This is a genomic window from Bradyrhizobium sp. Crot121 (assembly GCF_059512385.1).
This window is the reverse complement of sequence record NZ_JCAMOR010000045.1, coordinates 1-26847: the sequence shown is the minus strand read 5'-3', so window position 1 is coordinate 26847 and position 26847 is coordinate 1. Positions and strand designations below refer to the sequence as shown.

Genomic DNA, 26847 nt, shown 5'->3' with positions numbered 1-26847 from the left:
AGGCCTTCAGAACCCTATGGACTCGCCGCGATTTTACCTCGTAGTCTTGTTTTTTATAAAGCGGAGCCTACACATGGAGGAGGCGCGGGTCGGACGCAGGTTGGCGGCCATAGTCGCGGCTGACGTTGCAGGCTACTCGCGGCTCATGAGCTTCGACGAGGTCGGCACCGCCCACACGCTCCGCGAGCACCGAGCGGTGATTGACGCACTTGTGGCCAAACGCGGCGGCCGCATCGTCAAGGCTACCGGAGACGGTGTGCTGCTTGAGTTTCCCTCGGTAGTTGATGCAGTCGAGTGCGCGGCCGCTATGCAAGTGGTGATGGTCCAGCGGAACAATGGGATTCCCGAGGCGCGGCGCATGCTGTTTCGGATCGGGATCAACCTCGGCGACATTCTGATCGAGGGGGATGACATTCTTGGCGATGGCGTCAATGTCGCGGCCCGACTTGAGGGCATCGCCGAACCGGGCGGCATCTGTATCTCAGCTTCCGTGTACGATCAGGTTCGCGGCAAGGTCACGGTCGAATTCATTGATCGTGGCGAGCAAAGGCTGAAGAACATCAATCGCCTGGTGCGCGTCTACGCGACAAAGTCGATTGGTAATTTCGGGACGGTTGCGCCTGACATGCCGCCTCCGCACCCTCAGATCCATGAGTCACTTCCGCTTCCCGACAAGCCGTCGATCGCGGTGTTGCCGTTCCAAAACATGAGCGGCGATCCGGAACAGGAATATTTTGCCTGCGGCATAGTCGAGGATATCATTACAGCGCTCTCGCGTATCCGCTGGCTTTTTGTGATCGCTCACAATTCGAGCTTTACCTACAGCGGGCATGCCGTCGATGTGAAGCAGGCTGGGCGCGAGCTAGGCGTTCGCTATGTGCTCGAGGGTTCAGTGCGCAAAGGCGGCAACAGGATACGCATCACCGGACAATTGATCGATGGGCTTACAGGCGTGCATCTGTGGGCCGAGCGCTACGACCGCGATCTTGGCGACATCTTTGCGGTTCAGGATGAGATCGCCGCGAGCGTCGCCGCAGTTATCGAGCCGGCATTGGCTGCCGCCGAGCAAGAGCGCGTGCTGCGCAAACCGCCTGAGCGACTTGACGCGTGGGAAGCCTATCAGCGCGGCCTTTGGCACCTCCACAAATACCGACCGCAGGAGAACAAAGCCGCGCTCGCCTTCTTCAGCCAAGCTATCGCGCTCGATCCGAATTTCGCTCCCGGCCACTATGGATATGCGCTGGCTCTCCAATGGGACATCTGGCACTTCTCGAGTCGCCCCTTCTTGGAGGTTCAAGAAACCGCTCGCGAAGAAGCGCAAATCGCGGTATCGCTCGATGACAAGGATGCGGTGGCGCATGCTGTGCTGGCACACATGCTGATGTGGGGTAGCGAATGGGAGGCGGCGATCGCCGAAGCGCGCACCGCAATTGCCCTCAATCCAAACAGTGCCTTTGTCATCAGCATGCTTGGTTGTGTGCTCGGGTTCGGCGGTTATCGAGAGGAAGCACTCGAAAGGCTGCAGCAGGCAATGCGTGCCAGTCCACACGATCCGCTGATTTGGCTTTGGTTGATCTGGCGTGGGCTTTTGCAGTTCTTTTCACGCGATTTCATCGCTGCGCTGCAGACATTGCGCCAAGTTGCTCGCCTGCGTCCGGGTTATGCCGTCACTTCCCAGTACCTCGCGGCGTCGCTTGCTTATCTCGGGCGTTCGGACGAGGCGCGCGAAACACTCGAACGTATCCCCCCTCAATCGGCGGATCAGCTTCAGCGTTGGCAGCAAAGGCCGCCCTGGATGCGGCCCGAGGATTATGCGCTTCTCGTCGAAGGTTTTGGCCTTGCAGCAGGAGAGCGGCGTTGAGTGACGCCGCGATCTCTATCATCTCCACGACTTTCAGACGGCAAGCTCGCTGTTCTGCAGCGAGCGAGGACATCAAACTGGGCCGACTTCCGTTGTTGGCCCTTCTGAGACATGCCGATCGCTATGATGAATGTCCGCATTCGAGGGCAAAGCGGAAAACATGAGCTTACTCTAAGTTCTTCTCGGTTTGACCGTTAGCGGACGTGCCGCGGCATTTTAAACTTGGTCAATTGACCCCTCATTCGACCGCACGTCGATGCGCGTCCATTGCTCGCGCTCGGCCTCTATTTCTTGGGAGGTGCTTGTCCAGTGGTGTGGTCTTCGACCTTACCTTCGCTCTTGAGCTTTGCGACCCTGTCCTCGTTCTTCTTTGCAGAGTCTTCCTTATCGCGTGGAGTGGCGCACTCCGAGCCGGCCTTGAGGTCGCCCCTGACCTGAGCCTCATCGGCTGAGTTCTGCTGGGGTTTGTCCTGCTGGAGCTTGTCCTCGCATTGCTCGGCCGACGCGGTGGCGGCGAAGCAGCCCACGGTCAGCCCGAATGCGATCGCGATCAATCGATGCATGGACGTGCTCCTTGAATATTGGGCCCACTGGACGCCGCAGAAAGCTCTCGGGCCCGGCGTGGATTGAACTAAAAAACTCCGGAAGGTTCCGGTTTAGCTGGTTGCCGTCTCTAATCGGCCTATGCTCCATCTTTTGGAATTACGAGTTCGTGCCGCAAGTGATCCGACACTACGTGCGAAGTGCCTTCAAGATGATCGGCGGTCAATTCCGTCGTGGCCCTAAGCGACGGTTCCGCGACGACCGCAATCCTTCAGCTCTCGGGGCCAAGCGGACATGCCTGCTGGGAAAGTTTCTTCCAACCTGCGGCCGCTAACGTTCGAGCGCCGCCGCGCTGGAAGTCGAAGGACCTTCGGATTTTCAGCACCTCCCCCCGCCCCTTGAACGCTTGCCGCGACTAAAATTCCCGGGCTCGAAACTTTTGCGTACCGGATGGTTGCTCTGGCGCCGTCGGCGGACAAATCAGAAGTTGCAAGGTCACCGAGGCGCCGGCACATGCGGCGAGCTGCTCACGACGAGCGGGCTATCGTCGGGATAGTCGCGGTTTCTGAGCAGGGCTTTCAGCACCAGGAAGAACTTCTCTGCGAGCATGGGCATGCCCTCGCGGTTCGTATTGGAGCCATCTAAACAGCCAGGCGTCGAGCGCCTTCTCGGCGCCGATGTGATCGCGAAAACCAAGCACGGCTGCGGTGCAGGCCCGGACCAGCGAGCGGCGATGGGCGCGCTGCAGCTCGGAGGGATCGGGTCTCAGCGGAACGGGGCGATCGATGGCTCGGTCGGTGTAGTTCATGGAGGCGCCTCCCTGATCAATCGGGCTGATCATGGTACGGCACGAGACGACCAGCCGTAGTGCGCTCTCCAAGAATGTAAGCGACATCACTCGCGCGCCGACGAGGCTAATATCTCGCAGATCATTTGCCGACAGCGTCCAGGTCTTCCATGCTCACATTGGGGTGCTGGTGGCGATAATGCCGCTCCAGCCAATTCAGGATCACGGCGTCGACGGGCACCGGAACGATCCGCTTGCCCTCGCGCTCGCGTTTCATCCGCTGGCGCTTGAGCAAGCGCTTCCGCGTGCGCCGCGAGGTCATCAGCGCCTGGCGTCGGCGGTACGCATGGTGCTGGGATATGTGGCTGATAAGTGGCCGGATCGAGCCGCCGACATGGTCCGGCGGCGCCGCTCCCCCGACGCCGATCCGACGCTGCGGTGACCGTGTGACCTTTCCGACTGTGAGAATCGCCGCTTTTCCCTAGAACATGCATTTCCATGTACTTCCTTCTTCCTTTTCTCTCTTATGTGGTTCTACGGCTAATAGGGAAGAGAACGGTCATCACGGTCACCGCTTTTAAGTTACCCCTGCGGCGCAGGCACTTCTGTCGATGACCGTTGTGGTGACCGTTCTGGTGACCGTTCTTGGCGCGGCCTGTAGAATGGTCATCAAAGGAGGTTCCAAGGGTGACCGTTCTCTGCGGGTGACCGTTCGCACTTTGCGGCTTTGAGAACGGTCATCGGTAACGGTCACCGGCTCAAAGCTCCGTAGGGTCGCTTTCGTTCTTGATCACGTTGACCGCCTTGGCGGCGTCTACAAGCGCCGGGAAAGGCATGCCGGTCGGGTCGTAACCCTGTGCCTTTCGCATCGCCGACACCGACGCTTTTTGCTCCCATTCAAGCGGGATCGACGTGTTGACGACGTCGTCGGACGCGGTGGTGTTGGTGGTCTTTCCTTCAAACCGGTCTGCGGTTGTCGCTCTGTTCCAGAACGCCATTCCGGCATCGTTGAGGGCGATCCCGACATAGTACCGGCGATGCTTGTCACGCAGCTCCTTGCGATCCATACCAATGCGGGGGTCGCTCATCGCCGCCAGTGCTCGACCGATGCTCTCGTTACTCGGGGTGCCGCGATCCTCGCCCTTGTTCTCGGTGAACCAGACGGCGAACGCCGCGCAAAAATCCGGCGCTGAGACGCGACAGTGCGGGTCGTATTCGATGCATTCGTCAAGGAAGCCCGCGACAAGGTTGCTGTCGCGGTGAATGTCTTCAGATGTTTCCTTGATCTGATCGGTCGTAGCGATCCGGCCACGCTCCGCCGCGCGCTGCAAACCTTTGATAGCCCAATTCAATAGCCCCGGCAGTTCGGTTTGCAGGATCAGCGATGACGGTTTGTCGAAGCCGCGACGCCGCGCTTCCGCCGCTGCGCCAATCAACTCGGCGTCAGGATCAAAGTAGCGCAGGCACTCGATGACGATGATCCGATTGACGATTGCGCGGGTCGCTTCTTTGAACTGTGGTGGATGGTTGGTCGCCCAAAAGAGCGGACCGCGAAAGATGGTGGTAAACACCGGGCCGTTCTTGATATTGATCGGTACCGGTTCGTGCGTGATGATCGCTTTCACGATCGATGAGAAGTGCCACTTTCCAGATTGAAAGGCTTCGTGCAGCACCCAGGGCGCCCGCTGCGTGAACTGCATTAACCCGTGTGTCCCATCGAGTTGATCCAGCGCGGTGCTGATTTGCGCTGCTCCGAACAACCCTGCCAGTACTTCGAGCATGACGGATTTACCGAAGTTGCTGCCGCCCTGCATGATCAGAGCTTTCGACATCTCGCGAGGTTTGACATCGATCAGTGCGCTGCCGAGCACTTCCTGAATGACCCGGATATGTTCGGCGGCAACATCGGGTTCGCGATCAGAAAAGAAATCCGCGATCATGGTTTCCCACCACGGGCAAGCAGCGTTCGGATCGTAGTCGCACTCAATCCGCCACGAACAAAAGTCGGTGGCCTTTGCTGGTGTCAACTCCAGGGTGATGGGATCGATCAAGCCGGAGCGCGTCGGGATTTTGCCGTGCGCGTCCCAAGGAATATCCCGGAGCCGATAGACCTTGGGGTGCCTCGTAATCCAGCTGCGCGTTTCGGCAATTAATCTGTTCGTGCTCTTGTAGTTCAAGCCACGACAGGCAATTTCGATCAGTGCATCGAGCCAGAGAGTGTCGGTTCGCAGTTGCCAGATGCCTTCGCAATAGTACCAAAGTCCTTTCGACACGCTGATGATGTCCTCGCCATCGTGACGCAGTTTGGCGATCACCATATCGCCGATAATGTGATGCAGCGGGACCAGTGGCGCGCTGTCGTCGGGTGCGGTGTTGGTCTTTTGGTCGCTTTGCGGTGCCGGGACCGGCTTGGATTTCTGTGGATGTTTCGCCACCCAGGTTTCGCACATGCCGCGAATGTTGCGCTCTTCGCGCCGCCAATTCCAGCGCGCGCCGTAGTCGCCAGCAGCAGCCTTGGTGGCGGCCAACACGATCTCGACCACTTCATCAATCGGTGTACCGGAGCTGAGCAGCGATGCGGAGACGGTGAGTTGCGTGGGATGAATTGCAGCGTCACCACCGGCCATGAACATCATGGCGTCCAATCGCGCCTTGACATCGACGCGCGGCTTGAAATTGCGCGCCTTGGCATACTCACTGAAATAATCGGTCTCGCCCGCCGTCACTTCCCGCGGTCGTGTCTTCCGCAGCAGCACTGGTGACGCCTCCGCGAGCCATTCCTCCAGGTCATCCAATTCATAGCGGCGGCCGTTCTGCTCGACGATCTCCACCTCGGTCCATTCGCCGTCCTTGGTGTTGTGGGTGCCGGGCAACCGCATCAGCCGCGCGACCTCACGGCATTGCAAGTCACCACCGACCAGGTCGGCAAGCTGACGCAGCGCGGTTTCAATCCGCTCGATATTCTCTTGGGTGTCCACCGCTTCCTTGAACAGCCAGTAGCAATGCAGCCCGTGACCGGAGAACACGATGATGCTCGGTGGATACCTCAGGCGCGCGAGCTGGCGCAGAACTTCAGCGCGATCAGGATCACCATCGAGATTGCTGAAATCAATATCCGTATGCAGGCAGGCGGTTTGGACGATGTTCTCTTTGGCGCGCCGCGCGCCTTGCTTGACGATGCCGGTGCAGAAAAACAGCCCGCGCTTCGGACGGTCCCACTTCGCGACAAATCCCGCGATGTGCGACGGCACGCGGGTGGCCACGTGACGTTCAGGAGGTTCGGTTTCATCTCCACGTTCATTGGGCAGTGATGAAATATATACCGGCGGCTCGGTGGTCGTGCCGAACACAATTTTGGTGAAGTCGGCAGCGACGGTGTTGCTGTTGATGTTGGTCGCGTCCATGGCGGTGCGTCCTGCGATGATCGGTCATGACAGCGCGCCTTTCTGTTTGCGTTTTGCTGTTCAGCTTCGCCTGAGTGCCGGCGGAGCCGGATTGCGTGCGCGTTAGCGGCCAGTCTGCCGCGCTTCCAGCTGGCGCTGATGCTCGGCGCGGCGCTCGGCGGCGCGCAGTTCCATCGCCTGCTCAATCTGATCGGCGGCGGTGCGCAAGGCATCGACCAAGGTCTTCAATAGGAAGTCGGTGTAGATGCTCGGCGGCCCCTCTATCGCCAGCGCGGCGACGGCGATGCACTGCACCTTCCAGATCGCGGTGTTGATGAACTTGTAGAGCGGGATTGGCCGAGGCGGTTGCTTTGGAGGAACGATAAAGAAGGTCATGGCCGGTGACCTTCGCGGTAAGAGCGCGGCTTGATCGCCGGAATCGGGGAGATTATCTTCGCGTGATCCATAGTTCGGCACCTCCATGCCGGAAGTGGTGTGATCATCGCCTGCCGCGCCCCCAAGTCCCAGCGCGGCAGGCATTCTGTTGTTGTCGGTCTCGCTTACGCGCTCTCACCACCCGGCGCGGTTACGTTTGTGTTGCTGGGTGTCAATAAAACTGACACCCAAAAAAGAAGGCCCGGGGTTTTAGGCCGGGGCGGGTTTCGGTATCGATTTGTTTGCTGCGCCTGGCGCAGGCGGTGATGGTCGCGGCTCGATCTTGGGCGAATCCCGTTGCGCCGCGCGTGCCGCGATCCAGGCAAGTATGTCGGTTTCGAGCCAGCCTACGGCCGCCGACGAAGACAATCTGAAAGGCTTGGGGAACTGATCGCGCTGCACCAGCCGCCACAGCGTCGGGCGCGACAATCCGATCAGGCGGCAAACCTCGCGAGCGCGAACGACGCGCGCAAGGTCAGATGATTGTTCGGGCATGATCCGGCTCCTTCGGCGGTAAGGTCAAAACGAGTGACCGGTTATGATGCTGGTTGAATACGCGCGAGCGCGCCGTCTGTCTTCAGACGGGGGCTGAGTTATCGTTGAGAAAATGCACGTGGCGTGATTTTGTTAACGATAACTCTGTTGCAGTGCGCCTTACGCGTAGCGGCTGCGATCATGAGGCCGGTCCGGTTGTTCCGTGGCCGTTTCGACCGGCTTTTCTGCGCGGCCAGACACTCCCGCGCGAGACCTTGTTAGCTTGGCGTTAGCGCGCTCGGCGCGGCTTTTTGGTATGTGTTTGACAACTCATGCCGAAATAGTGGTTGACAGGATTAGCGAAGCGAAATTCGCACGGCGGCGAGCTGGATAAACGCCAGGAAGCTCGCGCCGAGCTTGTCATAACGGGTGGCGATGCGACGGAACTGCTTGAGCTTGTTGAAGAAGCGTTCGACGTGATTGCGCTCGCGATAGAGAGCTTTGGTCCACCGGAAGCGCTTTTTGCGCCGGATCATGTTGGGAATGTTGGCGGTGGCGCCGCGGGCCTTGAAGAGGGCTCGCAGGCGATCGGCGTCATAAGCCTTGTCGGCGATAATGATGGTGTCTTGGCCGAGGCTGGCCAGAAGAGGTTCGGCGCCGGTCAGATCGTGGGCTTGGCCAGGTGTGATCAGGATCTGGATCGGCCGGCCTTGGTGGTCGACGCGCGCATGGATTTTGGTCGAGAGCCCACCGCGGCTTCGCCCCACACAACGATCTCCACTTTTTTTGACCCCTGAGGCATGCTGATGCACCCGCACGATCGAGCTGTCGATCATCTGAACCTTGCCCTCATGGGCCTTGGTAACTGCCCCCATCAGCCTGTCCCAGATGCCAGCCTTGCGCCAACGATCAAACCGATTGTAGACGGTCGTCTAAGGTCCATACCGCTCGGGCAAATCCCGCCACGGCGCTCCCGTCCTCAGCACCCAAAAGATGCCATTCACGACCTGCCGGTTGTTCTGCGGCTGCCGGCCGCGGCGTCCCTTCGGCAGCACTGGTTCAATAACGCTCCACTCGAAATCCGTCAGATCGTAGCGCATGATCAAGCCCCCAATGGAGGACTTGAATCACTCCTCGCTGATTTGCGCTAGAGTTAATTGAGTATAGAACCTAGTCACGCCCGCGGTGTTCATTATCGAGCTGGGGCCCCACGTCCACTTCATCCCGCGAGATTGACCCGTTCGGTGTTCGTAATCAACAGGGCCGCAAGGCCGAGAAAAAACAATGCAGAACGAAGGAGAAAGCCCATGAAGATCCGAACCATCATTGCGGCCACCTGCGCCTCCTTCGCCTTCTCGATGGCCAGCCCGGTCTACGCCCGCGATGGCGAAGCGGAAACCGTCACGAAGAACTTCGAGTCGGCCATTCCCAATATCCCTGGCAAGTCGCTGATCGCCGTGGAGGTCGAGTACGCGCCGGGCGCGGCCTCTCCGTCCCACACCCACGCGAAGTCGGCCTTCATCTACGCCTACGTGATCTCGGGCGCGATCGAGTCGAAGGTGAATGATGGCGAGACGCGCATCTATCGGGCTGGCGAGAGCTGGTCTGAACCGCCGGGCGCGACCCATTCGATCAGCCGCAACGCGAGCAGGACCGAGCCGGCAAAGCTGCTCGCTGTCTTCGTCCTCGACACCAATGACAAAGCGCTGACCACGCCCGTCAAATAAGCTACTCGCTGCGCCAGCCGAGAATCTACGGTGGTGATATCGGCCGCGAGTTTACCGCGGCCGTCATCCGCCGTGTGCCGAAAGCGGAAAATATGCTTCACGCAAAACAGCATCTGCCCTGTTGAAAATGCATTTGCTCGAGATGTCGTCGGCGGATTATCCGCTGATGTGAAGGCACTGCCGAGCCGTTGGTTACACCACGAGCGGTGCGGGGGGCCGGCGTTAAAACGGAGCTTGTACTGCAAGGACTGCGCGACCCGCGACGCTACGTGCCGATCGATATTGCCGATGGCTTCCTTGCAGAAACGTAAGAGGATCGAGCACGCGGCGCGATGGAACGAGATCGAGAAGGCGGTAGAGATGCACTTGGTCAGCTTATGCGAACAGCGCGTTACACTCTGTGGGCGGACGTTCAATTTCAGAACATCGGAAACCATCCACACTGAGAGCTCCCGAAAATATACCGCGGGGAGCTTCGAGCGGCTGGCCCGTTCCGGCGGATGGAGCGTTGCCGAGGCTTGGCAGGATGCGGACGGGTTATTCGGCCTGTTCGGACTCATTCGCTACTGAACACCCGCCGATCGTCGAATTGCTGCGCATTCATGTGCTGGCTGAATACATCATGTTTGGGCGGGGACATCACACCAGGTGAGCGATTGACGAATGAAGCGCAGCGGCCCGGAGTTCATGCAGTATCCTAACCTTGTCAGCAGATAGCAAAAGCCCGGACGGGTTCCCAAAAATCTTTCCTGGATGCATCCGGGCTCTGGCGTTATGCTTGCATCACATAAAGGCTCCAGCCACCCTGAGAGACGGTCGTTGCGACCGGATAAAGTTCAGATCGAGCCCGCCAGCGCAACGGCGGGAAAGTCCTTCTCGGGATCGAACACGTTATTGAAAAAGTTCGTCAGAGAGTACATGGCCACCAGCGCGACGATCTCGATGACGTTCGCATCCGTGTAGCCGGCATCGCGGACGGCTTTCAGATCGGCATCACTGACCTTGCCGCGGGCTTCAACGACTTTGCGCGCAAACTGGATGGCGGCGTCCCGCTTCGGGTCGCTGGCGTGGCCTTTCCGAGCAAGAATGATTTCATTGGCCGGCAGCTTGGCCATATGATCGGCCGTAAAGCTGTGGACCGTCAGGCAGTAGTCGCAGCCATTCACTTCGGAGACGGCGAGGCCGATGCTGTCCCGCGTCTTCACGTCGAGCGCCTTGCTCAAGGAGCCGAGCAGGGTGGCCCATGAGTTGAACGCGATCGGACTTGCCGCGAAGGTAGCCATCATATTTGGAGTGAACCCGAGGTTTTTGGTGAACATATCGAGGGTCGGTTTCGAATCGGCCGGCACCTGTTCCGGCTTTAGAGCTGCAATTCTTGGCATCATGATCTCCGCAAGTTATCGGTTTCACAAATAATCAAATGAGATCCAGCACATCGACCACCGCGCGGCGCGGCTTCTGCGGCCAGTTTCCCGGACGTTCCGCCCCTACGGACAACAGCATGACCGGTATTTCGTCCTCAGCCAGTCCGAACTCGCGGTGCACCGCTTTGTCATCGAAACCGATCATCGGCGTCGAACCCAGGCCTAGCGATCGGGCCGCATAGATCATCGCCGCCGCGCCGAAGGCGCCGGTGCGCACTGCTTCGTCGCGCTGGCGCTGCGGATAGTCCTTATAGAGATCGCGTGCGGGGATTTCCCAATCCGGTATCAACTTTGCGGGCATAATCCCCGCCTCCACCACCGGCGCCAGGCGGTCCGGAATTACACTGGAATCAGCCAGCTGGCCGCAGACAATGAAGGTAACAGCGGCGTCAGTGATCGCAGGCTGCTTCCAGGCGATCGGACTCAGCCGAGCCTTGGCTTCAGGCGAGCGTACGGCGATGAAGCGCCAGTTCTGCAAATGGAAGGATGTCGGCGCAGTGGTGCCGATTCGCACTAGTTCGCGGATCTGATCGTCGCTCAGAGTGGCGGCAGGGTCATAGTACTTGGTGGAGCTGCGGCTCAGGATACATTCGATGACCGCGTTGGTCATGGTAAATTCGTTAGTCATGGTGATTCCTATGCTTGAAGGGACAGGTTGAGATACAAGAGTGCTTTCGCTCTCTTTGCGGGAAAGGCTGCAGGGATTGAGCCCGTTCGGCATTATGCCAAGGGCCGTGGGTAGTTTCACAGGTTGCGCCGGCGCGTCTGATGAGGACGCGGCCGGCCGCGCGCATCGAAGGCGTGTCGTTTACGGACGAACGCGAATGATCGTCTTCCCCGGGCGGCGCGCGGTTGGCTTGAAGGCGGCGACAGCATCGTCGAGGGGCGCGACGGTGCCGATGTTCGTCCGCAGTCGTCCGTCCCACACCCGCTGCACGATCTCACTCAGTTGGGCGCGATCGGACTCAACAACGAAGTCAACCGCTCGGCCATCGGCGGGCCGCGTCTCGTTCGGCCCGACGATGGACACCAGTGTTCCTCCAGCCCGAGTCAGGCGCGCGGAACGCTTCCCGATGTCGCCTCCGATGACATCGAACACCAGATCGATTCCTCCGACGTCTTCGAGGGCGTCGTTGTCGAGGTCGACAAACTCATTCGCGCCGAAGTCGAGAGCCGTCTGACGATCGGCGGCACGTCCGGTGCCGATGACGTAGGCGCCGGCCTCTCGTGCCAGTTGCGTCACCATCGACCCGACTGCGCCGGCCGCCCCGTGCGCGAGAACGCTCTGCCCCGCATGAAGGCGGCCGTGCACGAACAATCCCTGCCACGCAGTCAGACCCGAGATCGGCAGGCTTGCGCCCACGGTGAAATCGACGTCGCCCGGCAGCGGCGCGAGGTTGCGTGCCTCGATCGCCACATACTCGGCCAGCGTGCCGTCGCGATACCAGTCCGCGAGGCCGAACACCCGCTGGCCCACTGACAGGCCCGTCGTGCCATATCCGAGAGCGGTGACCACTCCGGCCAACTCGTGCCCCGGAATCGACGGTGTTCGGCCACGATCGAGGCGATCGGTCCAGGTCGAGGGCCACGACAGCTCGGTCCCGACGAATCCCGACGCATAAACTTGAACGACGACGTCGTTGATCGCAGACTGCGGCTCGGGCCGCTCCTTGAGCCTCATGCCGGCGTTTCCCGCAGCCTGGTCCGTTACGACGATTGCCCTCATCGTCAACCTCCCCTGTGTGGTATGTCGTCATCTTCCGAATTGCCTTACGGACGAACAAAAATACGATCGCGAAACACGATGGTCCAATGACCTGTGGCTATGGAATCGATGCCATCGACGCGAAAGATCAAAGCGCGTCAGCAGTGAAACGCGGAACGAATGCCCGCCTTGGGTACTGAGGACGCAAGAAAGAGCTGGAATGCGCGGAAGAAAGCCGCTTGTTGGGGCAAGATCAGGAGGCGGCCGGATTGTCGTCAGCGGGCCGCTATTGGTGCCGAGGCCATGCTGGTCGAACAAGCAAGGGCGAGGGAGAACGCGAGAACGTTGGGTTGAGATTCGCGTCGGATCAGTCTTCGCGCGAAACGTTGGCCATCCGAGGTTGGGGATCACGTCTTCCCAATACGACAAGGTTGGGTTCGGCGAGGGCCCGTACGACAGGAGCCGGTAGGCTTTAGCCCGTCGCGGCATCCGGCATCGCGGGTCCACCGAACTGCAGGCCCTGCGGGTATGATAGGCTGCGATGCCCCAGTACAATGATCGACTGCACGAGAGACACTCAATCCGGAGTGATATTCGGGATCGGAAGTTGAGCCAGATCATCCTCGTAGCTGGCCCGAGTGCTTGGGCTGTGGCCGGAAATAGTAGCGTCCAGGCGTGTGTTAATATCCGCACCAATGCCGAGAATTTTGCCAATGGGACAGAGGTTTGCGGCTTCCAGCAGGAATGCGCGCTGCTGAGCGTCGAGTTCTCCCCCCAGCACGAGGGTGCGTGCGAACGAGTCTCTTTCGCCTTGAGCGCCATGGTGGAAGCTGACGCCCACTTCCAACCGCTCCAGCGGAAGTTTTTGGCGTCGAGCCTGAAAACGAATGCTCATAGCCGTGCATGCAGCGAGAGATGCGCTAAGAAGGTCGTAAGGATTGGGACCAGAAGAAATATGACCGACACAATCCGGACCGCCGACAGGAAATTGAGATTCGCCGACATGGCCTACCAGCGCGCCAAGATTAGTAGGGTCGCTTACGACAACAACTTCGCGGGTCTTGGTCATGATTAGGTCCCGATTGTTCGAATGATTGATCCACGAGCATCGACAGTGTGTACGCCAGCAACATCGCAGAGCAGGTCTCAGAGTTGGTGCGAGATTTCAGCGCGGCGTTCGCTCCGGCCGTTGCATTCAGCAACTAAATCCGGCGACCATCCGGGTAAAGCTATCATATCCATAACCGGCAGGAATGCTCCGCGAAGTCAGCGTCGAAGCTCCGCGACGAGGAAATCCGTGGAACGCGCCTCCTGAATGATCTTTGAGTTGTTTGGCGCGGAAATGAACAATCCCTCCAAAACGCGCTAGACAGTAAAAATGCGTTTAAGTCATTCATGCTGGACATGAGTGCGCATTTTGCCGCTCTCGTACGCCGCGTACGAGCTACTCTCGGGCTCACTGCGCGAATCTCGCGGCGCCGGTTGTGCAAGCCGCGACCGCTTTGGGTGCCGATTTAGCCACTGAACGCGGCTTGGAAGTCTCCGCAGAATAACAACGTAGGCTTCGAGCGCCATGCGGCTCGTGGGATTCCTCGCTACGGCATCACGCCGCGGGGCGAGCGGCAATAACGATCGTTTATCGACTCTATGGCGAGAGGTGATTTTCTTCACCGACGTTGCAAGGTCATTGTCGAAAGCACCGTCGTTCCGAGCTTGCGCTTGCCGCGATCGACACGCGGAACACGATGGGAAATTGAAAGGCGGGGGCGATATGCAAAGCAATGACGCAATCGAAATTGTCGCGCCATGGAGTACGACTGATAGAACCGAGCATCCCGCTCCGGTGCCCCGGCTCGATCGCGGTTCGTTTCGGCGCCTTCGACGATGTGGTGGCGGGTCGGTTAGTCTGCTGTTCGCGCTGGCCGTCGTTGGTTGCGACGAGAGGGCGCAATCGCAGCTGGCTGCGCCTCCGCCGCCGCCGGTGACAGTCGCGCAACCGGTCAAGCGTACGGTCACCGACTGGGACGAGTTCACCGGCCGCTTCGAGGCGGTCGAGGAGGTCCAGGTCCGCGCCCGGGTCGGCGGCTTTGTCAACAGCGTCCAGTTCAAGGACGGTGCGATTGTCCATGCGGGCGATCTGCTCTACATCATCGATCCGCGTCCGTTCGAGGCGGTCGCGTCGCAAGCCCAGGGCCAACTCGACGACGCGCGGGCTAAGGCAGAGCTCGCCAAGCGTGAACTCGACCGTGGGCTGAACCTGGTCCAGACCAGCGCAGTTTCCGTACAGGTGGTCGATCAGCGCCGTCAGGCCTTGCAGGCCGCTTATGCGGCTGAGACGCAGGCCGAGGGTGCGCTGAAGGCCGCGCAGCTCAATGTCGAGTTCACCCACGTGCTGGCACCGATCACCGGCCGCGTCAGCCGGCATCTGGTGACGCCGGGCAATCTGGTGCAGGGCGCCGATAGCGGCGCCACGCTCTTGACCTCGATCGTGTCGCTCGATCCGATCTACATCTATTTTGACGTCGACGAGGCGACCTATCAGCGCAACAGCAAGCTGTGGTTTGAAGGCAAGCGGCCGAGCTCGCGCGACACGCCGAACCCGGTGCAGGTGAAGCTGACCGGCGAGACCAAGCCCTCGCGCGAGGGCAAGATGGACTTCCTCGACAACCGCCTGGACGTCTCGACCGCGACGCTGCGCAGCCGCGCGATCGTCCCGAACAAGGATCTCTCGATTCTGCCGGGGCAGTTCGGGCGCGTCAGGATCATCGGCTCCTCGCCCTATGAGGCGCTGCTGATCCCGGACGCCGCCGTCGCCACAGACCAGTCGCGCAAGATCGTGTTCGTGGTCAAGGACGACAACACGGTGGAAGCAAGGCCGGTCACGCTCGGGCCGCTCGACGACGGCCTGCGCGTGATCCGGGAGGGTCTCAAGGCGGAGGATCACGTCATCATCGACGGGCTGCAGCGGGCCCGCGTTGGCGCCAAGGTGACGCCTAATTTGGCGCAGGCGCGGGGAGGGGACGGCACTCCGGCAGGTGTCAAGCCATGAATCTCGGAAAGCTTTCTATCAACCGGCCCATCTTGGCGATGGTGCTGTCGATCGTGCTTGTGATCGTCGGCGCGATCGCCTACCAGACGCTGCCGGTTTCGGAATATCCGCAGGCAGTGCCGCCGACCGTTACAGTCACCACGCAATATCCGGGCGCTTCGGCGCAGACCGTAGCCGATACCGTCGCCGCCCCGATCGAGCAGGAGATCAACGGCGTCGAGGATATGCTGTACATGTACAGCCAGGCCACCTCGAACGGCCAGCTCACCATCACCGTCACCTTCAAGCTCGGCACCGACCTCGACAAGGCTCAGGTGTTGGTACAAAACCGCGTCGCGATCGCACAGCCGCGGTTGCCGGAGGAGGTGCAGCGCAACGGCGTCGTCACCCGCAAGAACTCGCCCGACATCCTGATGGTCGTGTTCATGCTGTCGCCCGACGACACGTTCGACCAGCTCTACCTCTCCAACTACACGCTGCTGCAGGTCCGCGATCAACTTTTGCGGCTCGACGGCGTCGGTGACATCCAGATGTTCGGCGCGCGCGACTATTCGATGCGGTTGTGGCTCGACCCGGACAAGATCGCCAATCTCGGCATGACCTCAAGCGACGTCATCGCGGCGGTCAGGGCCCAGAATCTGCAGATCGCCGGCGGCCAAATCGCGGAGCCTCCGATCGCCGACCGTGCTTTCTCGCCAAACCTCGCCTTTACCGGTCGGCTCAAGGATGTGTCACAATTCGAGAATATCGTCGTCAAGGCCGGCTCCGACGGCCGTACCGTGCGGTTGCGCGACGTCGCGCGGATCGAGCTTGGCGCGCTGGCCTATACCACCAACAGCTTCATACTGCGCAAGTCAGCCGTCGCAATGGTAGTGACGCAACGGCCCGGATCGAACGCGCTCGCCACCGCGAACCATATTTCCGACACGATGGCGCAGCTCAAGACGAGTTTCCCTAAGGGGCTCGACTTCAATATCGGCTACAATCCCACCGAGTTTATCGCCCAATCCGTCCATGAGCTGATTAAGACCGTCTACGAGGCGATGGCGCTCGTCGTCGTCGTTGTGCTGGTGTTCCTTCAAGGTTGGCGGCCTGCGATCATCCCGATCATCGCGATCCCGGTGTCGCTGGTCGGCACCTTTGCGGTGATGGCCGCGCTCGGCTTCGGCATCAACAACCTCACGCTGTTCGGCCTCGTGCTCGCGGTCGGTATCGTGGTCGACGACGCCATCGTGGTTGTCGAGAATGTCGAGCGACATCTCGAACATGGCTTGAGTCGGGGTGAGGCGGCGCTCAAGACCATGGAGGAGGTGGGTGGTGCGCTGGTCTCGATCGCACTTGTGCTCTGCGCGGTGTTCGTGCCAACAGCCTTCCTGGGCGGCATCTCCGGCCAATTCTTCCAGCAATTCGCGGTCACGATTGCGGTGGCTACCGCGATCTCCTGCTTCTGCTCCCTGACGCTGTCGCCGGCGCTGGCCTCGCAGATCCTGGTGCCGCACGAAGAGAAGCGCCAGTCGGCGCCGTGGAACATCGTTGCGCGTGGCTGGAGCGGCTTTACCGCGCTGTTCAACCGCATCTTCGATCGCCTAGCGCAAGGTTATGCTGCCACCGCCGACTTCGTGATCCGGCATACAGCGGTGATGCTTGTGATCTATCTCGCGCTGATCGGCAGCGCGGGCTGGCTGCTCGCCACCACCTCGCAGGGTTTCATTCCGTCGCAGGATCGCGGTTACCTCATCATCTCGGTGCAATTGCCGGGCGCCGCGTCGCTGGCGCGGACCACTACGGTGGTGCGCGAAATCGAGCGGATTGCGCTGGATACGCCAGGCATCGTCCGTGTCGCGGCGTTCAGCGGCTTCTCCGGCGCGACGCGCACGCAAGCCAGCAACGCCGCCGCGTTGTTCCCGGTGTTCGACGAGCCGGAGGCACGGCAGAAGAAGGGATTGTCGGCAAATGCGATCACGGCCGATCTGCGCAAGCGACTGTCGGTGATCCAGGGCGCTTTCATCATCGTCATTCCGCCGCCCGCCGTGCCGGGCATTGGTACCGGCGGCGGCTTCGCCATTCGCATCCAGGATCGACAAGGGCGCGGCCCCGAGTTGCTCGCAGCCGCGAGCAACGAGCTCGTCGCCGCCGCCCGTAAGTCGCCAAACCTGACCTCTGTGTTCTCGCCGTTTACGGCGAATACCCCGTTGCAGTTCGTCGATATCGATCGCGTCAAGGCACAGAAGCTCGGCGTTCCTATCGCTAACGTCACGGACACGATCGAGACATATTTCGGCTCAACCTATGTCAACGACTTCAACCTATTCGGGCGCACCTATCACGTCACCGCGCAGGCCGATCTCCCATTCCGCAAGGAGACCACCGATCTCGCGCGGCTGCGTACCCGCAACGCGGCCGGCGACATGGTGATGCTCGGCAGCATGGTGGACTTCAATGACACCTCGGGACCCGATCGTGTCGCGCGCTACAATCTCTACGCGGCGTCCGAGGTGCAGGGTGAGCCGGCGCCGGGCGTGAGCTCGACGACGGCGCTCAACACCATCAAGCGACTGGCCGACGAAACACTGCCGAGCGGGTTTTCCCTCGAATGGACCGATCTGTCCTATCAACAGGTGACCGGTGGCAATGCCGGCCTCTATGTGTTCCCGATCTGCGTGCTGTTCGTCTATCTGGTCCTGGCGGCGCAATATGGCAGCTGGACGCTGCCGTTCGCGGTGATCCTGATCGTGCCGATGTGCCTGCTCGCGGCTACCATCGGCGTGCGCATTATGGGCCAGGACGTCAACATCCTGACCCAGATCGGCTTCGTGGTGCTGGTCGGACTTGCGGCCAAGAACGCGATCCTGATTGTCGAGTTCGCGCGCGACATTGAACTCGAGGGCAGGTCGCGGCTGGAGGCTGTCATCGAGGCCTGCCGGTTGCGGCTGCGGCCGATCCTGATGACGTCGTTCGCCTTCATCTTCGGCGTGCTGCCGCTGGTGGTATCGACCGGCTCCGGCTCGGAGATGCGCCAGGCCGTCGGCGTTGCCGTGTTCTTCGGCATGCTCGGCGTCACGCTCTTCGGCCTGATCTTCACGCCGATCTTCTACATGATGGTGCGCAACCTCGCGGAAGGCAAGAATGAGGGCAAGCCGACTCAAACGATCGCTGCCGCGGCGGAGTGATTTGCGGGGCCGCCGATGCGCGATACAGCCGGAACACTCTCTCCGTTACACTGAGGAGCGCAGAACGCGCCTGGGCTCGGCGACGTACCGTCTTTGCCGAGGCCAGCATGCACGCCAGCATCGGAAGTATTTCCGTTCCAAGCTCGGTGAGCTGGGTCAGCTGGCGCTCGCGATGGCTGAGTTCCAGCTCGAGCCTCTGCACCCTCAGGGTGGGCAAATCGCTCGAAATTGCTGCTAGGCGAAAGAGGATCCGCGTCCGCCGTACCCGGCAAGACAGAGGGCGGCTGGCATTTCCCGAGTGATGGAGTACGATTTCTCTAGGCTCGAGTGAGGCCGCGTGTGGCGAAGAGCTTGATCAGCCGACTTCAAGCCGAAGCCCGACGCCGGAGTCTGACAGATGGTGCAGCAGTCGCTGAACGTCGCGTACTCGGACGGCAGCTCTCAGGCGTTGTGGGAGGACGGCGAGCGCGTGTTCAGCCGCGGTTGGCGACTGGACGACAATGGCAACCGGGTTTCCGTGCTGCTTGTTGCCCCTGCCGCCGACCACCCGTCGCGGGCGAGACTCGATCGCCTGACCCACGAATACGAGCTGAAAGATGAGCTCGACGGGGCATGGGCGGTCCAGCCATTGGCCCTCACGCGCGACGCCGGTCGGACCATACTGGTGCTCGATGATCCTGGCGGAGAGCCGCTCGATCGTTTGCTCGGTGGGCCCATGGAGGTCGGGCGCTTCTTGCGCGTTGCCGTCGCTGTTACCTCGGCTCTGGGCAAGCTTCATCAGCGCGGGCTCATCCATAAAGACATCAAGCCAGCGAACATTGTGGTGGACTGCGCGGATGGACACGTGCGGCTCACCGGGTTTGGTATTGCCTCGCGCCTGTCCCGCGAGCGGCAGGCGCCCGAGCCGGCCGAGACCATCGCCGGTACGCTTGCCTACATGGCACCCGAACAAACCGGGCGGATGAACCGCTCGGTCGACGCCCGCAGCGATCTCTACTCCCTCGGCGTCACGCTGTACCAAATGCTCACGGGCGTTCTGCCCTTCACGGCGGCCGATCCGATGGAATGGGTGCACTGCCATGTTGCAAGACCGCCGGCGCCGCCCGGTGAGCGGTTAAAAAACCTCCCAGGCTCCGTCTCTGCGATCATTATGAAGCTGCTCGCTAAGCCTGCTGAGGAGCGTTACCAAACGACTGCAGGTGTCGAGAGCGATCTTCGGCGTTGCCTTGTTGAATGGGAAACCCGAGGCGCTATCGACGAATTCCCACCCGGGGAACACGACACTCCGGACCGGCTGCTGATCCCCGAAAAATTGTATGGTCGGACAGCCGAGATCGATACCCTGCTTGCCTCTTTCGACCGTATCGTCGCCGGCGGCAGGCCGGAGTTGGTGCTGGTTTCCGGATACGCCGGCATCGGCAAGTCCGCGGTCGTCAACGAGCTTCATAAGCCCCTTGTTCGGCCCCGCGGTCTTTTTGCATCGGGCAAGTTTGACCAGTACAAGCGCGACATCCCCTACGCCACCCTTGCACAGGCCTTTCAGAGCCTGATCCGCCCGCTTTTGAGCAAGACCGAAGCGGAGCTGCGGCAATGGCGGGAGGCGCTGCTCGAGGCGCTCGAACCGAACGGTCGGCTCATTATCGATCTCGTCCCGGAATTGAAGCACATCATCGGCGAACAGCCACCGGTCCCCGAGCTGCCGGCACGGGATGCGCAGGGCCGTTTTCAGCTGGTGTTCCGGCGATTTATCGGCGTATTCGCGCGGCCTGAACATCCGCTCGCCCTGTTCCTCGACGATCTCCAATGGCTCGATGCAGCAACGCTCGATTTGCTCGAGGATCTGTTGACCCGGCCGGATGTGCAAAACCTGTTGGTGATTGGCGCTTATCGCGACAACGAAGTCGATCCCGTCCACCCGCTGATGCGCAAGCTCGAAGTGATGCGCCAAGCTGGAGCGATATTGCAAGACATCGTATTGGCACCCCTGACCTGTGAAGACCTGGGACAACTAATCGCGGATTCTGTTCACAGCGAACCAGAGAGAATCACTCGGCTGGCACAGCTGATCCACGAGAAGACAACCGGCAATCCGCTTTTCGCTATTCAGTTCATTTCTGCGCTCGCCGACGAAGCATTGCTCACTTTCGATTATGGCGAGGCGCGATGGTGCTGGGACCTGAATCGCATTCACGCCAAAGGTTACACCGACAATGTGGTGGACCTTATGGTGGGGAAGCTGAACCGCCTGTCCGCCGAAACCCGGCACGCATTGCAGAAGCTCGCCTGCCTGGGCAACGTCGCAGGGTTCACCATGTTGTGCATCGTTTACCAGAACTCCGAGGAGGAGATGCATGGCCAGCTTTGGGAAGCGGTGCGAGCAGGGCTGATCTTTCGTTCGGAGGATTCCTACAAGTTTCTCCACGACCATGTCCAGGAAGCCGCCTACTCCTTGATCCCGGAGGAATTGCGTGCCGAAGCCCATCTCCGAATAGGGATGCTGCTCGCAGCGCAGACCCCTCCAGAGAAGCTGGAAGAGGCGATCTTCGAAATCGTCAATCAGCTCAACCGCAGCTCGCATCTCATCACGTCAATTGAGGAGCTTGAGCGGGTCGCAGAGTTGAATTTAATCGCAGGTAGACGCGCTAAGACCTCGACAGCCTATGCCTCGGCGCTGAACTATCTGCTCTCCGGCGCGGCACTGCTGCCAGCGGACTCTTGGGAACGCAAGCACGACCTGATCTTTGAGCTGGAGCTGCACCGGTCCGAATGTGAGTTCCTCACTGGTGCACTGGCGGAAGCCGAGCGGCGCCTGGCGGTGCTGTCGGCCCGCGCCGCAACGACGATCGAACGAGCCCGCGTCACGTGCCTGCAGGTGGATCTTTACACGACCCTGGATCAGGGCAGCCGCGCGATCGCAGTCGGTCTCGACTATCTCCGCCACCTGGGCATTGACTGGTCGCCGCACCCAACCGAAGACGAGGCTCGGCGCGAGTATGAGCGGATCTGGTCCCAACTCGGCTCCCGCACGATAGAAAGCCTCATTGATCTGCCTTTGATGGACAATGCCGTATCGCTTGCGACCCTCGATGTTCTGACGAAGCTCGGGCCGGCTGCCCACTACACGGATGCGAAATTACGTTCGATGGTCATCTGTCGAGCAGTCAATCTCAGCCTCGAAAGCGGCAATTGTGACGGCTCGTGCTACGCCTATGCAGTGCTCGCCAGGCTCGCTGGACCGGAATTCGGCGACTACCAGGCGGGACTTCGATTCGGCCGCCTCGGCTATGAACTGGTCGAACAGCGCGGGCTAAAGCGCTTCCAGGCCAGGACCTATTTGAACTTTGGATATTTACTCATGTTCTGGACGAGACACGCCCGGGAAGGTCGTGATCTGCTGCGACGTGCGTTCGAGACGGCAAACCAGATCGGTGACCTCACTTTTGCGGCGTACTACCACACCCACCTGAACACGTATCTTCTCGCGGCGGGCGATCCGCTCGATGACGTGCAAGTTGAGGTCGAGCATGGTCTCGCGTTTGCACGGGACATACAGTTCGGTTTTGCGAGCGACTCCATCGCCGGCCAGCTTGGGCTGATTCGGACACTCCGCGGCTTGACGCCGATTTTCGGTCGCTTTGACGATGGGCAGTTTGACGAAGGCCTACTGGAGGCTCGTTTCTGCAGGAATCCGGATCTGAAGTTGGCCGAGGGCTCGTATTGGACCCGCAAGCTGCAGGCACGCTTCTTTGCCGGCGACTATGCAGGTGCCCTCGAAGCCTCATTGCGCGCGCATCAGCTGCAGCCGACATCGGCGTCTTTTTTCGAATGTGCGGAATATCACTTTTACAGTGCGCTCTCCAGAGCAGCATCCTGCGAGTCTGCAGCGGCCGGCCCATGGCAGGAGCATGTCACGGCGCTGGCCGCGCACCACCGACAGCTCGAGGTCTGGGCGACGGCTTGCCCGGACAACTTCGAGAACCGCGCCGCACTCGTCGGGGCGGAGATCGCCCGGATCGAAGGCCGCGCGCTCGATGCCGAACATCTTTACGAGCACGCTATCCACTCCGCACACGCGCACGGCTTTGTCCACAACGAGGCGCTCGCCAACGAACTTGCCGCCCGCTTTTATGCCGCACGCGGGTTCAAGAAGATCGCGCATGCTTATCTGCAGGACGCGCGGTACGCATACATCCGTTGGGGAGCCGACGGCAAGGTGCGCCAACTCGACGAACTATATCCGCACCTTAGGGACGAAAAGCCAAGTGCCGGTCCCACAAGCACGATCGGGACACCCGTCGAACGACTGGATTTAGCTACTGTTATCAAAGTCTCGCAAGCCGTGTCGGGCGAGATTGTTCCAGAAAAACTGATCGACACGCTGATGCGCACAGCGATTGAGCACGCGGGGGCTGGGCGAGGTCTGTTGATCCTTGCGGTAGGTGATGGCTATCGGATTGAGGCGGAAGTCACGACCAGCAATAATACGGTGACTGTCGGTCAGCGACGAGCAAGTGTAACGGCCGCAGATCTGCCGGAGTCCATCCTACGCTACGTGATCCGGACGAAAGAGAGCATTCTTCTCCACGATGCCGCAGTCGCGAACCCGTTTTCCGCCGATAAGTACATTCATCGGCATCACGCCCGTTCAATTCTCTGCCTGCCGTTGCTCAAACAGGGCAGATTGGCCGGTGTACTCTATCTCGAAAATAGCCTGGCGGCCCACGTTTTCACACCCGACCGCGTCACAGTGTTGAAGGTGCTTGCGTCGCAGGCCGCAATGTCGCTTGAAAATTCGCGGCTTTATGACGAGCTCGCGGATCGGGAAGGGAAGATCAGGCGTTTGGTCGACGCCAACATCATTGGGATCCTCATTGCCGACCGGGAAGGGCGGATCCTCGAAGCTAATGACGCGTTTCTACGCATCGTGGGATATGACCGTGAAGACTTGGTTTCGGGCCGCGTGCGCTGGACCGAGCTGTCCCCGCCCGAATGGCGTGAGCGCGACATACTGACTCGGGCCGAACTGAACTCAACCGGGAGAGTTGAGCCCTTCGAGAAGGAGTATGTTCGGAAAGACGGTAGTCGCGTTCCTGTGCTTATTGGCGCCGCGTTGTTCAAAGAAGGAGGCGACGAGGGCCTTGCCTTCGTGCTTGATTTGACAGAGCGCAGGCGCGTCGAGGAAGCGCTTAGCCAGGCACAGAGACTCAGCCGCACTGGCAATTGGGTCTATAACGCAACGACGATGCGTTACCTCTATTGGTCGGACGAGAGTTACAGGATCTGGGGGTTTGAGCCGCTGCAGGGCCTTCCAAGCCGACAAAGTATGTGGGAACGCATTCACCCAGAGGATCGCGACAGAGTGTGGGTAGCGATTCAGGAGGCTGTGCGCCAGAAAAGAGATTTCATGGCCGAGTTCAGACTCCTGCTACCTGATGGAACAATCAAATGGGTCGAAGGAACTAGCCATCATGTGTTTTCCCCCCAAGGTGCGCTGGCTGAGGTCATCACCACAACCGTCGATGTGACGGAACGAAGGCGCGCACAGGACGAACGTGAAAAGCTGCGACAGCTCGAGCTGGATTTCGCCCACATGAACCGCGTGAGCATGATGGGAGAATTGGCCGCCTCGCTGTCTCACGAAATTCTGCATCCGATTGCGACCGCTCGTAACAACGCCCGTGCCGGGATGCGTTTTTTGGAAATGAACCCGCCAAATCTGGATGAGACCAGGGAAGCGCTCGCTTGCGTTGTCAGGGACACGGACCGAGCCAAGGATATCGTCGGACGGATGCGCGATCACATCAAGAAGGCGCCTCTTCGAAAAGAGCGTTTTGATCTCAATTCAGCTACCAACGAAGTGATCGTACTGGCGCAAAGCGTGATCCACAGGAATGGCGTCTCGGTCCAGACTCTGCTTGCGGACGGTGTGGTTCCGGTTCTGGGAGATCGCATTCAGCTCCAACAAGTCTTGCTGAACCTGATTCTGAACGCGGCTGAAGCGATGGGCTCGGTTGAGGAAGGGGCAAGAGAGCTGTTGATCAGCACCGAGCAAGACCAGGCGGGCGCCCTCGTAGCCGTACGCGATTCCGGGCCTGGCATTGATCCGCAGCATCTCGATCGAGTCTTCGACGCCTTTTACACCACGAAGTCCAGTGGAACAGGGATGGGGTTGTCGATATGCCGCTCCATCATCCATGCTCATGGGGGCAAGTTGTGGGCGGAAGCGAACGAACCTCGCGGCGCCGTATTTCAGTTCACCCTGCCGGCGGACAACGACTCATGAATTGTCCTCAATCGGCGTACCCGGCTGCAGAGCCGAACGCAGGCACCGCTCGAGATAGTCGTCGTCCACTGGCTTGCTGAGGTAGCAAACAATCCCATCCTTTAGAGCCCGGTCCCTGACGACCTCATCGGGGTAGGCGGTAACGAGGATCGTCGGGATTGCGTACCCTGCATCGACCAAATGCCTGTGCAGTTCGACTCCGGTCATTCCGGGCATGTGAACGTCGGCGATCAAGCAGGTGGTTTCCGGCAAAAAGCGTGAGGCCAGGAAATCGGCTGCTGACGGAAACGCCTCGACAGTGTAGCCCATTAACACTATGAGCTTTCGCATTGACTCACGATAGAGCTGATCATCGTCGACGATGGCTATCAGTGTTCGGTTCAACATTGCCGGTTCCAGGCGCCTTCCTCGCTCCACTACACTGGCGGCATACCTTGCGCCTGCATGCAATCTCTAGTGTCCGGGACATTCCCCAATAATGCAATGACCGCGCCCGTAAGCGATGGCTTAGGCTTCCGGCTATCCGCTTAGGCAAAAGATATCTGTTCATCTCGGCTAATTGTGCGTAGAGTGACGTCGGAATAGAGGAAAATGCGCGCTTCCCCACGGAGGATACCGAGAATGGGTGAGGCAAATCCCTGTGTCTTGGTTATCGATGACGATCCCGAGTTTCGCGACTCGGTCGTGCGGCTGTTGCGGACAGTCGGCTTGCCTGCCCGACAATTTTCCTCTGTTCCCGATTTTCTCAACGCCGATCCGCCGGGCGGTCCCACTTGCCTGGTGCTCGATGTGAGAATGCCGGGGCGAAGCGGTCTGGAGCTCCAGCGCGACCTAGTCGCCGCAAACAGGCAAGTGCCGATCATCTTCATCACAGCGCACGCCGACGTGCCGATGACCGTGCAGGCGATGAAGGGCGGTGCAATAGAGTTCCTTACAAAGCCATTCCGCGATCAGGATCTGCTTGACGCCATCGAGGCCGGCCTCGCTCGCGATCGTGCCCGTCGAGAGAGTGATAGCGCATTGGCTGCGCTCAAGGAGCGATTCGACATGCTCAGCTCCCGTGAGCGTGAAGTTATGCTCGGCGTCGTGGCCGGTCGCCTAAACAAACAGATTGCCAACGATATCGGCATCGCCGAATCCACGGTGAAGGTGCATCGCGTGAACCTGATGCGGAAGATGAAGGCACGTTCGCTTCCCGAACTCAGCCGGATGGCGGACCGCCTCAACATAAGACTACAGCAGCCCCAGAATTTCTGAGCCTAAAGGCATACCTGGGTCTTTCCCCCGAGGGCGCCATCTACTCGCAGTTTGCGTCCACTGCATTCTGTCGCAGCGCTGAGTTCCTCCCTTAGGCGCCCCCATCCGGCTGACGGATTCGAGGCGCGAAGTGCCTGCCCTCACTTCTAAGCGATCGCTTAGCACAGACAGCGACAATCGAACCTTACAGTACCCCCGCGCAATCGACCGCAACGCTCCAAGCCATCAAAATGCGCCCAACGAGACTGTCCACCCGCCGTTCCCAGGCATGCGAGATTATAATGCGCGCAGCTATTGGTCGCTTGACGCATCCCGAACCGGGATTTGACGCAAATTGCGCCTCTCAAACTCCGGATACGGACCGCGGATTCTTTGTTCCACCAACTAAAGTGTCATTCGGACCGTTTCGCCTGCTTCCAATGCAGCTCCTTTTTCTGAAAGGCGAGAAGCCCCTCCCATTCGGATTTCGAGCCTGGGAGATACTACTTGCTTTGCTTGAACGTCGCGGTGAATTGCTCAGCGAGCAGGACCTGATGGCTCGATTGTGGCCCAAAGCCTTTGTTGAGCCCGTACATATGTCCGCGCTGCGTGACGACTGCGCCGGCCATCGGTTGATCGTCAACCCCGGGATCGCATCAACTTGATGGAGAACAACCCATGGAGCTTCATCAGGTTCGCTACTTCCTCGCCGTCGCATCCGCGCTCAACTTCACCCGCGCGGCCGAGCAGTGCAATGTCACGCAGCCCGC

Annotated in this window: 19 protein-coding genes and 1 pseudogene; 9 read left to right on the top strand and 11 right to left on the bottom strand. The window is 60.1% G+C overall.

All coding sequences use genetic code 11. The features are described 5' to 3' along the window. Positions 1-73: 73 nt before the first annotated feature. Positions 74-1861 (top strand): adenylate/guanylate cyclase domain-containing protein, encoded by a 1788-nt coding sequence (locus tag AC5ZGW_RS30070; protein WP_165435394.1) that lies wholly within the window; start codon positions 74-76, stop codon positions 1859-1861. Between the two features lie 284 nt (positions 1862-2145). Here AC5ZGW_RS30070 and AC5ZGW_RS30065 read toward each other — a convergent pair whose 3' ends face one another. The 6 genes and pseudogenes from AC5ZGW_RS30065 to AC5ZGW_RS30040 form a co-directional block, all read right to left on the bottom strand. Further along, positions 2146-2424: a hypothetical protein gene (locus AC5ZGW_RS30065; protein WP_130228090.1), complete on the bottom strand. Its 279-nt coding sequence runs from the start codon at positions 2422-2424 to the stop codon at positions 2146-2148. A gap of 909 nt (positions 2425-3333) precedes the next feature. Next, on the bottom strand, positions 3334-3513 hold the full coding sequence (locus AC5ZGW_RS30060) for a hypothetical protein (protein WP_130228091.1): 180 nt from the start codon (positions 3511-3513) through the stop codon (positions 3334-3336). A gap of 436 nt (positions 3514-3949) precedes the next feature. Further along, positions 3950-6595: a DUF5906 domain-containing protein gene (locus tag AC5ZGW_RS30055; RefSeq protein WP_130228092.1), complete on the bottom strand. Its 2646-nt coding sequence runs from the start codon at positions 6593-6595 to the stop codon at positions 3950-3952. Positions 6596-6697: 102 nt separating this feature from the next. Then, positions 6698-6970 (bottom strand): hypothetical protein, encoded by a 273-nt coding sequence (locus AC5ZGW_RS30050; protein WP_130228093.1) that lies wholly within the window; start codon positions 6968-6970, stop codon positions 6698-6700. Positions 6971-7219: 249 nt separating this feature from the next. Further along, the gene (locus tag AC5ZGW_RS30045; RefSeq protein ID WP_130228094.1) at positions 7220-7504 is read right to left on the bottom strand and encodes a helix-turn-helix transcriptional regulator; all 285 of its coding nucleotides are present in this window, start codon (positions 7502-7504) and stop codon (positions 7220-7222) included. Positions 7505-7839: 335 nt separating this feature from the next. Next, positions 7840-8583, bottom strand: a pseudogene (locus AC5ZGW_RS30040) (IS5 family transposase). A gap of 207 nt (positions 8584-8790) precedes the next feature. Here AC5ZGW_RS30040 and AC5ZGW_RS30035 point away from each other — a divergent pair. Together AC5ZGW_RS30035 and AC5ZGW_RS30030 are read left to right on the top strand one after the other, a co-directional pair. After that, positions 8791-9210 (top strand): cupin domain-containing protein, encoded by a 420-nt coding sequence (locus tag AC5ZGW_RS30035; protein WP_130228095.1) that lies wholly within the window; start codon positions 8791-8793, stop codon positions 9208-9210. Between the two features lie 288 nt (positions 9211-9498). Then, positions 9499-9780 (top strand): L-histidine N(alpha)-methyltransferase, encoded by a 282-nt coding sequence (locus tag AC5ZGW_RS30030; RefSeq protein ID WP_130228096.1) that lies wholly within the window; start codon positions 9499-9501, stop codon positions 9778-9780. A gap of 266 nt (positions 9781-10046) precedes the next feature. Here the strand turns inward: AC5ZGW_RS30030 and AC5ZGW_RS30025 are convergent, their stop codons facing one another. The 4 genes from AC5ZGW_RS30025 to AC5ZGW_RS30010 form a co-directional block, all read right to left on the bottom strand. Next, on the bottom strand, positions 10047-10592 hold the full coding sequence (locus tag AC5ZGW_RS30025) for a carboxymuconolactone decarboxylase family protein (protein ID WP_130228097.1): 546 nt from the start codon (positions 10590-10592) through the stop codon (positions 10047-10049). A gap of 34 nt (positions 10593-10626) precedes the next feature. Continuing rightward, on the bottom strand, positions 10627-11262 hold the full coding sequence (locus AC5ZGW_RS30020; protein WP_130228106.1) for a nitroreductase family protein: 636 nt from the start codon (positions 11260-11262) through the stop codon (positions 10627-10629). A gap of 180 nt (positions 11263-11442) precedes the next feature. After that, positions 11443-12360 (bottom strand): NADP-dependent oxidoreductase, encoded by a 918-nt coding sequence (locus tag AC5ZGW_RS30015; protein WP_130228098.1) that lies wholly within the window; start codon positions 12358-12360, stop codon positions 11443-11445. Between the two features lie 556 nt (positions 12361-12916). Next, positions 12917-13408 carry an OsmC family protein gene (locus AC5ZGW_RS30010; protein ID WP_130228099.1) on the bottom strand — a complete coding sequence of 164 codons (492 nt, stop codon included), beginning with the start codon at positions 13406-13408 and terminating at the stop codon, positions 12917-12919. A gap of 774 nt (positions 13409-14182) precedes the next feature. Here AC5ZGW_RS30010 and AC5ZGW_RS30005 point away from each other — a divergent pair. The 3 genes from AC5ZGW_RS30005 (at position 14183) to AC5ZGW_RS29995 (ending at position 24841) form a co-directional block, all read left to right on the top strand. Continuing rightward, the gene (locus AC5ZGW_RS30005; protein WP_165435395.1) at positions 14183-15388 is read left to right on the top strand and encodes an efflux RND transporter periplasmic adaptor subunit; all 1206 of its coding nucleotides are present in this window, start codon (positions 14183-14185) and stop codon (positions 15386-15388) included. Then, positions 15385-18558, top strand: a complete 3174-nt coding sequence (locus tag AC5ZGW_RS30000; protein ID WP_130228101.1) for an efflux RND transporter permease subunit — start codon at positions 15385-15387, stop codon at positions 18556-18558. The genes AC5ZGW_RS30005 and AC5ZGW_RS30000 overlap by 4 nt, the downstream gene beginning before the upstream one ends. Positions 18559-18955: 397 nt before the next feature. Beyond that, positions 18956-24841 carry an AAA family ATPase gene (locus AC5ZGW_RS29995; protein WP_130228102.1) on the top strand — a complete coding sequence of 1962 codons (5886 nt, stop codon included), beginning with the start codon at positions 18956-18958 and terminating at the stop codon, positions 24839-24841. Here AC5ZGW_RS29995 and AC5ZGW_RS29990 read toward each other — a convergent pair. Further along, positions 24836-25228, bottom strand: coding sequence for a response regulator transcription factor (locus AC5ZGW_RS29990; protein WP_130228103.1), 393 nt, complete (start codon positions 25226-25228; stop codon positions 24836-24838). The two genes, AC5ZGW_RS29995 and AC5ZGW_RS29990, sit on opposite strands and share 6 nt — an antisense overlap. Positions 25229-25462: 234 nt before the next feature. Here AC5ZGW_RS29990 and AC5ZGW_RS29985 point away from each other — a divergent pair, with 234 nt between their 5' ends. The 3 genes from AC5ZGW_RS29985 to AC5ZGW_RS29975 all read left to right on the top strand — a co-directional run. Next, positions 25463-26098, top strand: a complete 636-nt coding sequence (locus AC5ZGW_RS29985) for a response regulator transcription factor (protein WP_130228104.1) — start codon at positions 25463-25465, stop codon at positions 26096-26098. 281 nt (positions 26099-26379) lie between these two features. Continuing rightward, positions 26380-26742 carry a winged helix-turn-helix domain-containing protein gene (locus tag AC5ZGW_RS29980; protein WP_130228105.1) on the top strand — a complete coding sequence of 121 codons (363 nt, stop codon included), beginning with the start codon at positions 26380-26382 and terminating at the stop codon, positions 26740-26742. 13 nt (positions 26743-26755) lie between these two features. Next, the coding region (locus AC5ZGW_RS29975; RefSeq protein WP_496114004.1) for a LysR family transcriptional regulator at positions 26756-26847 on the top strand (92 nt) is incomplete at its 3' end.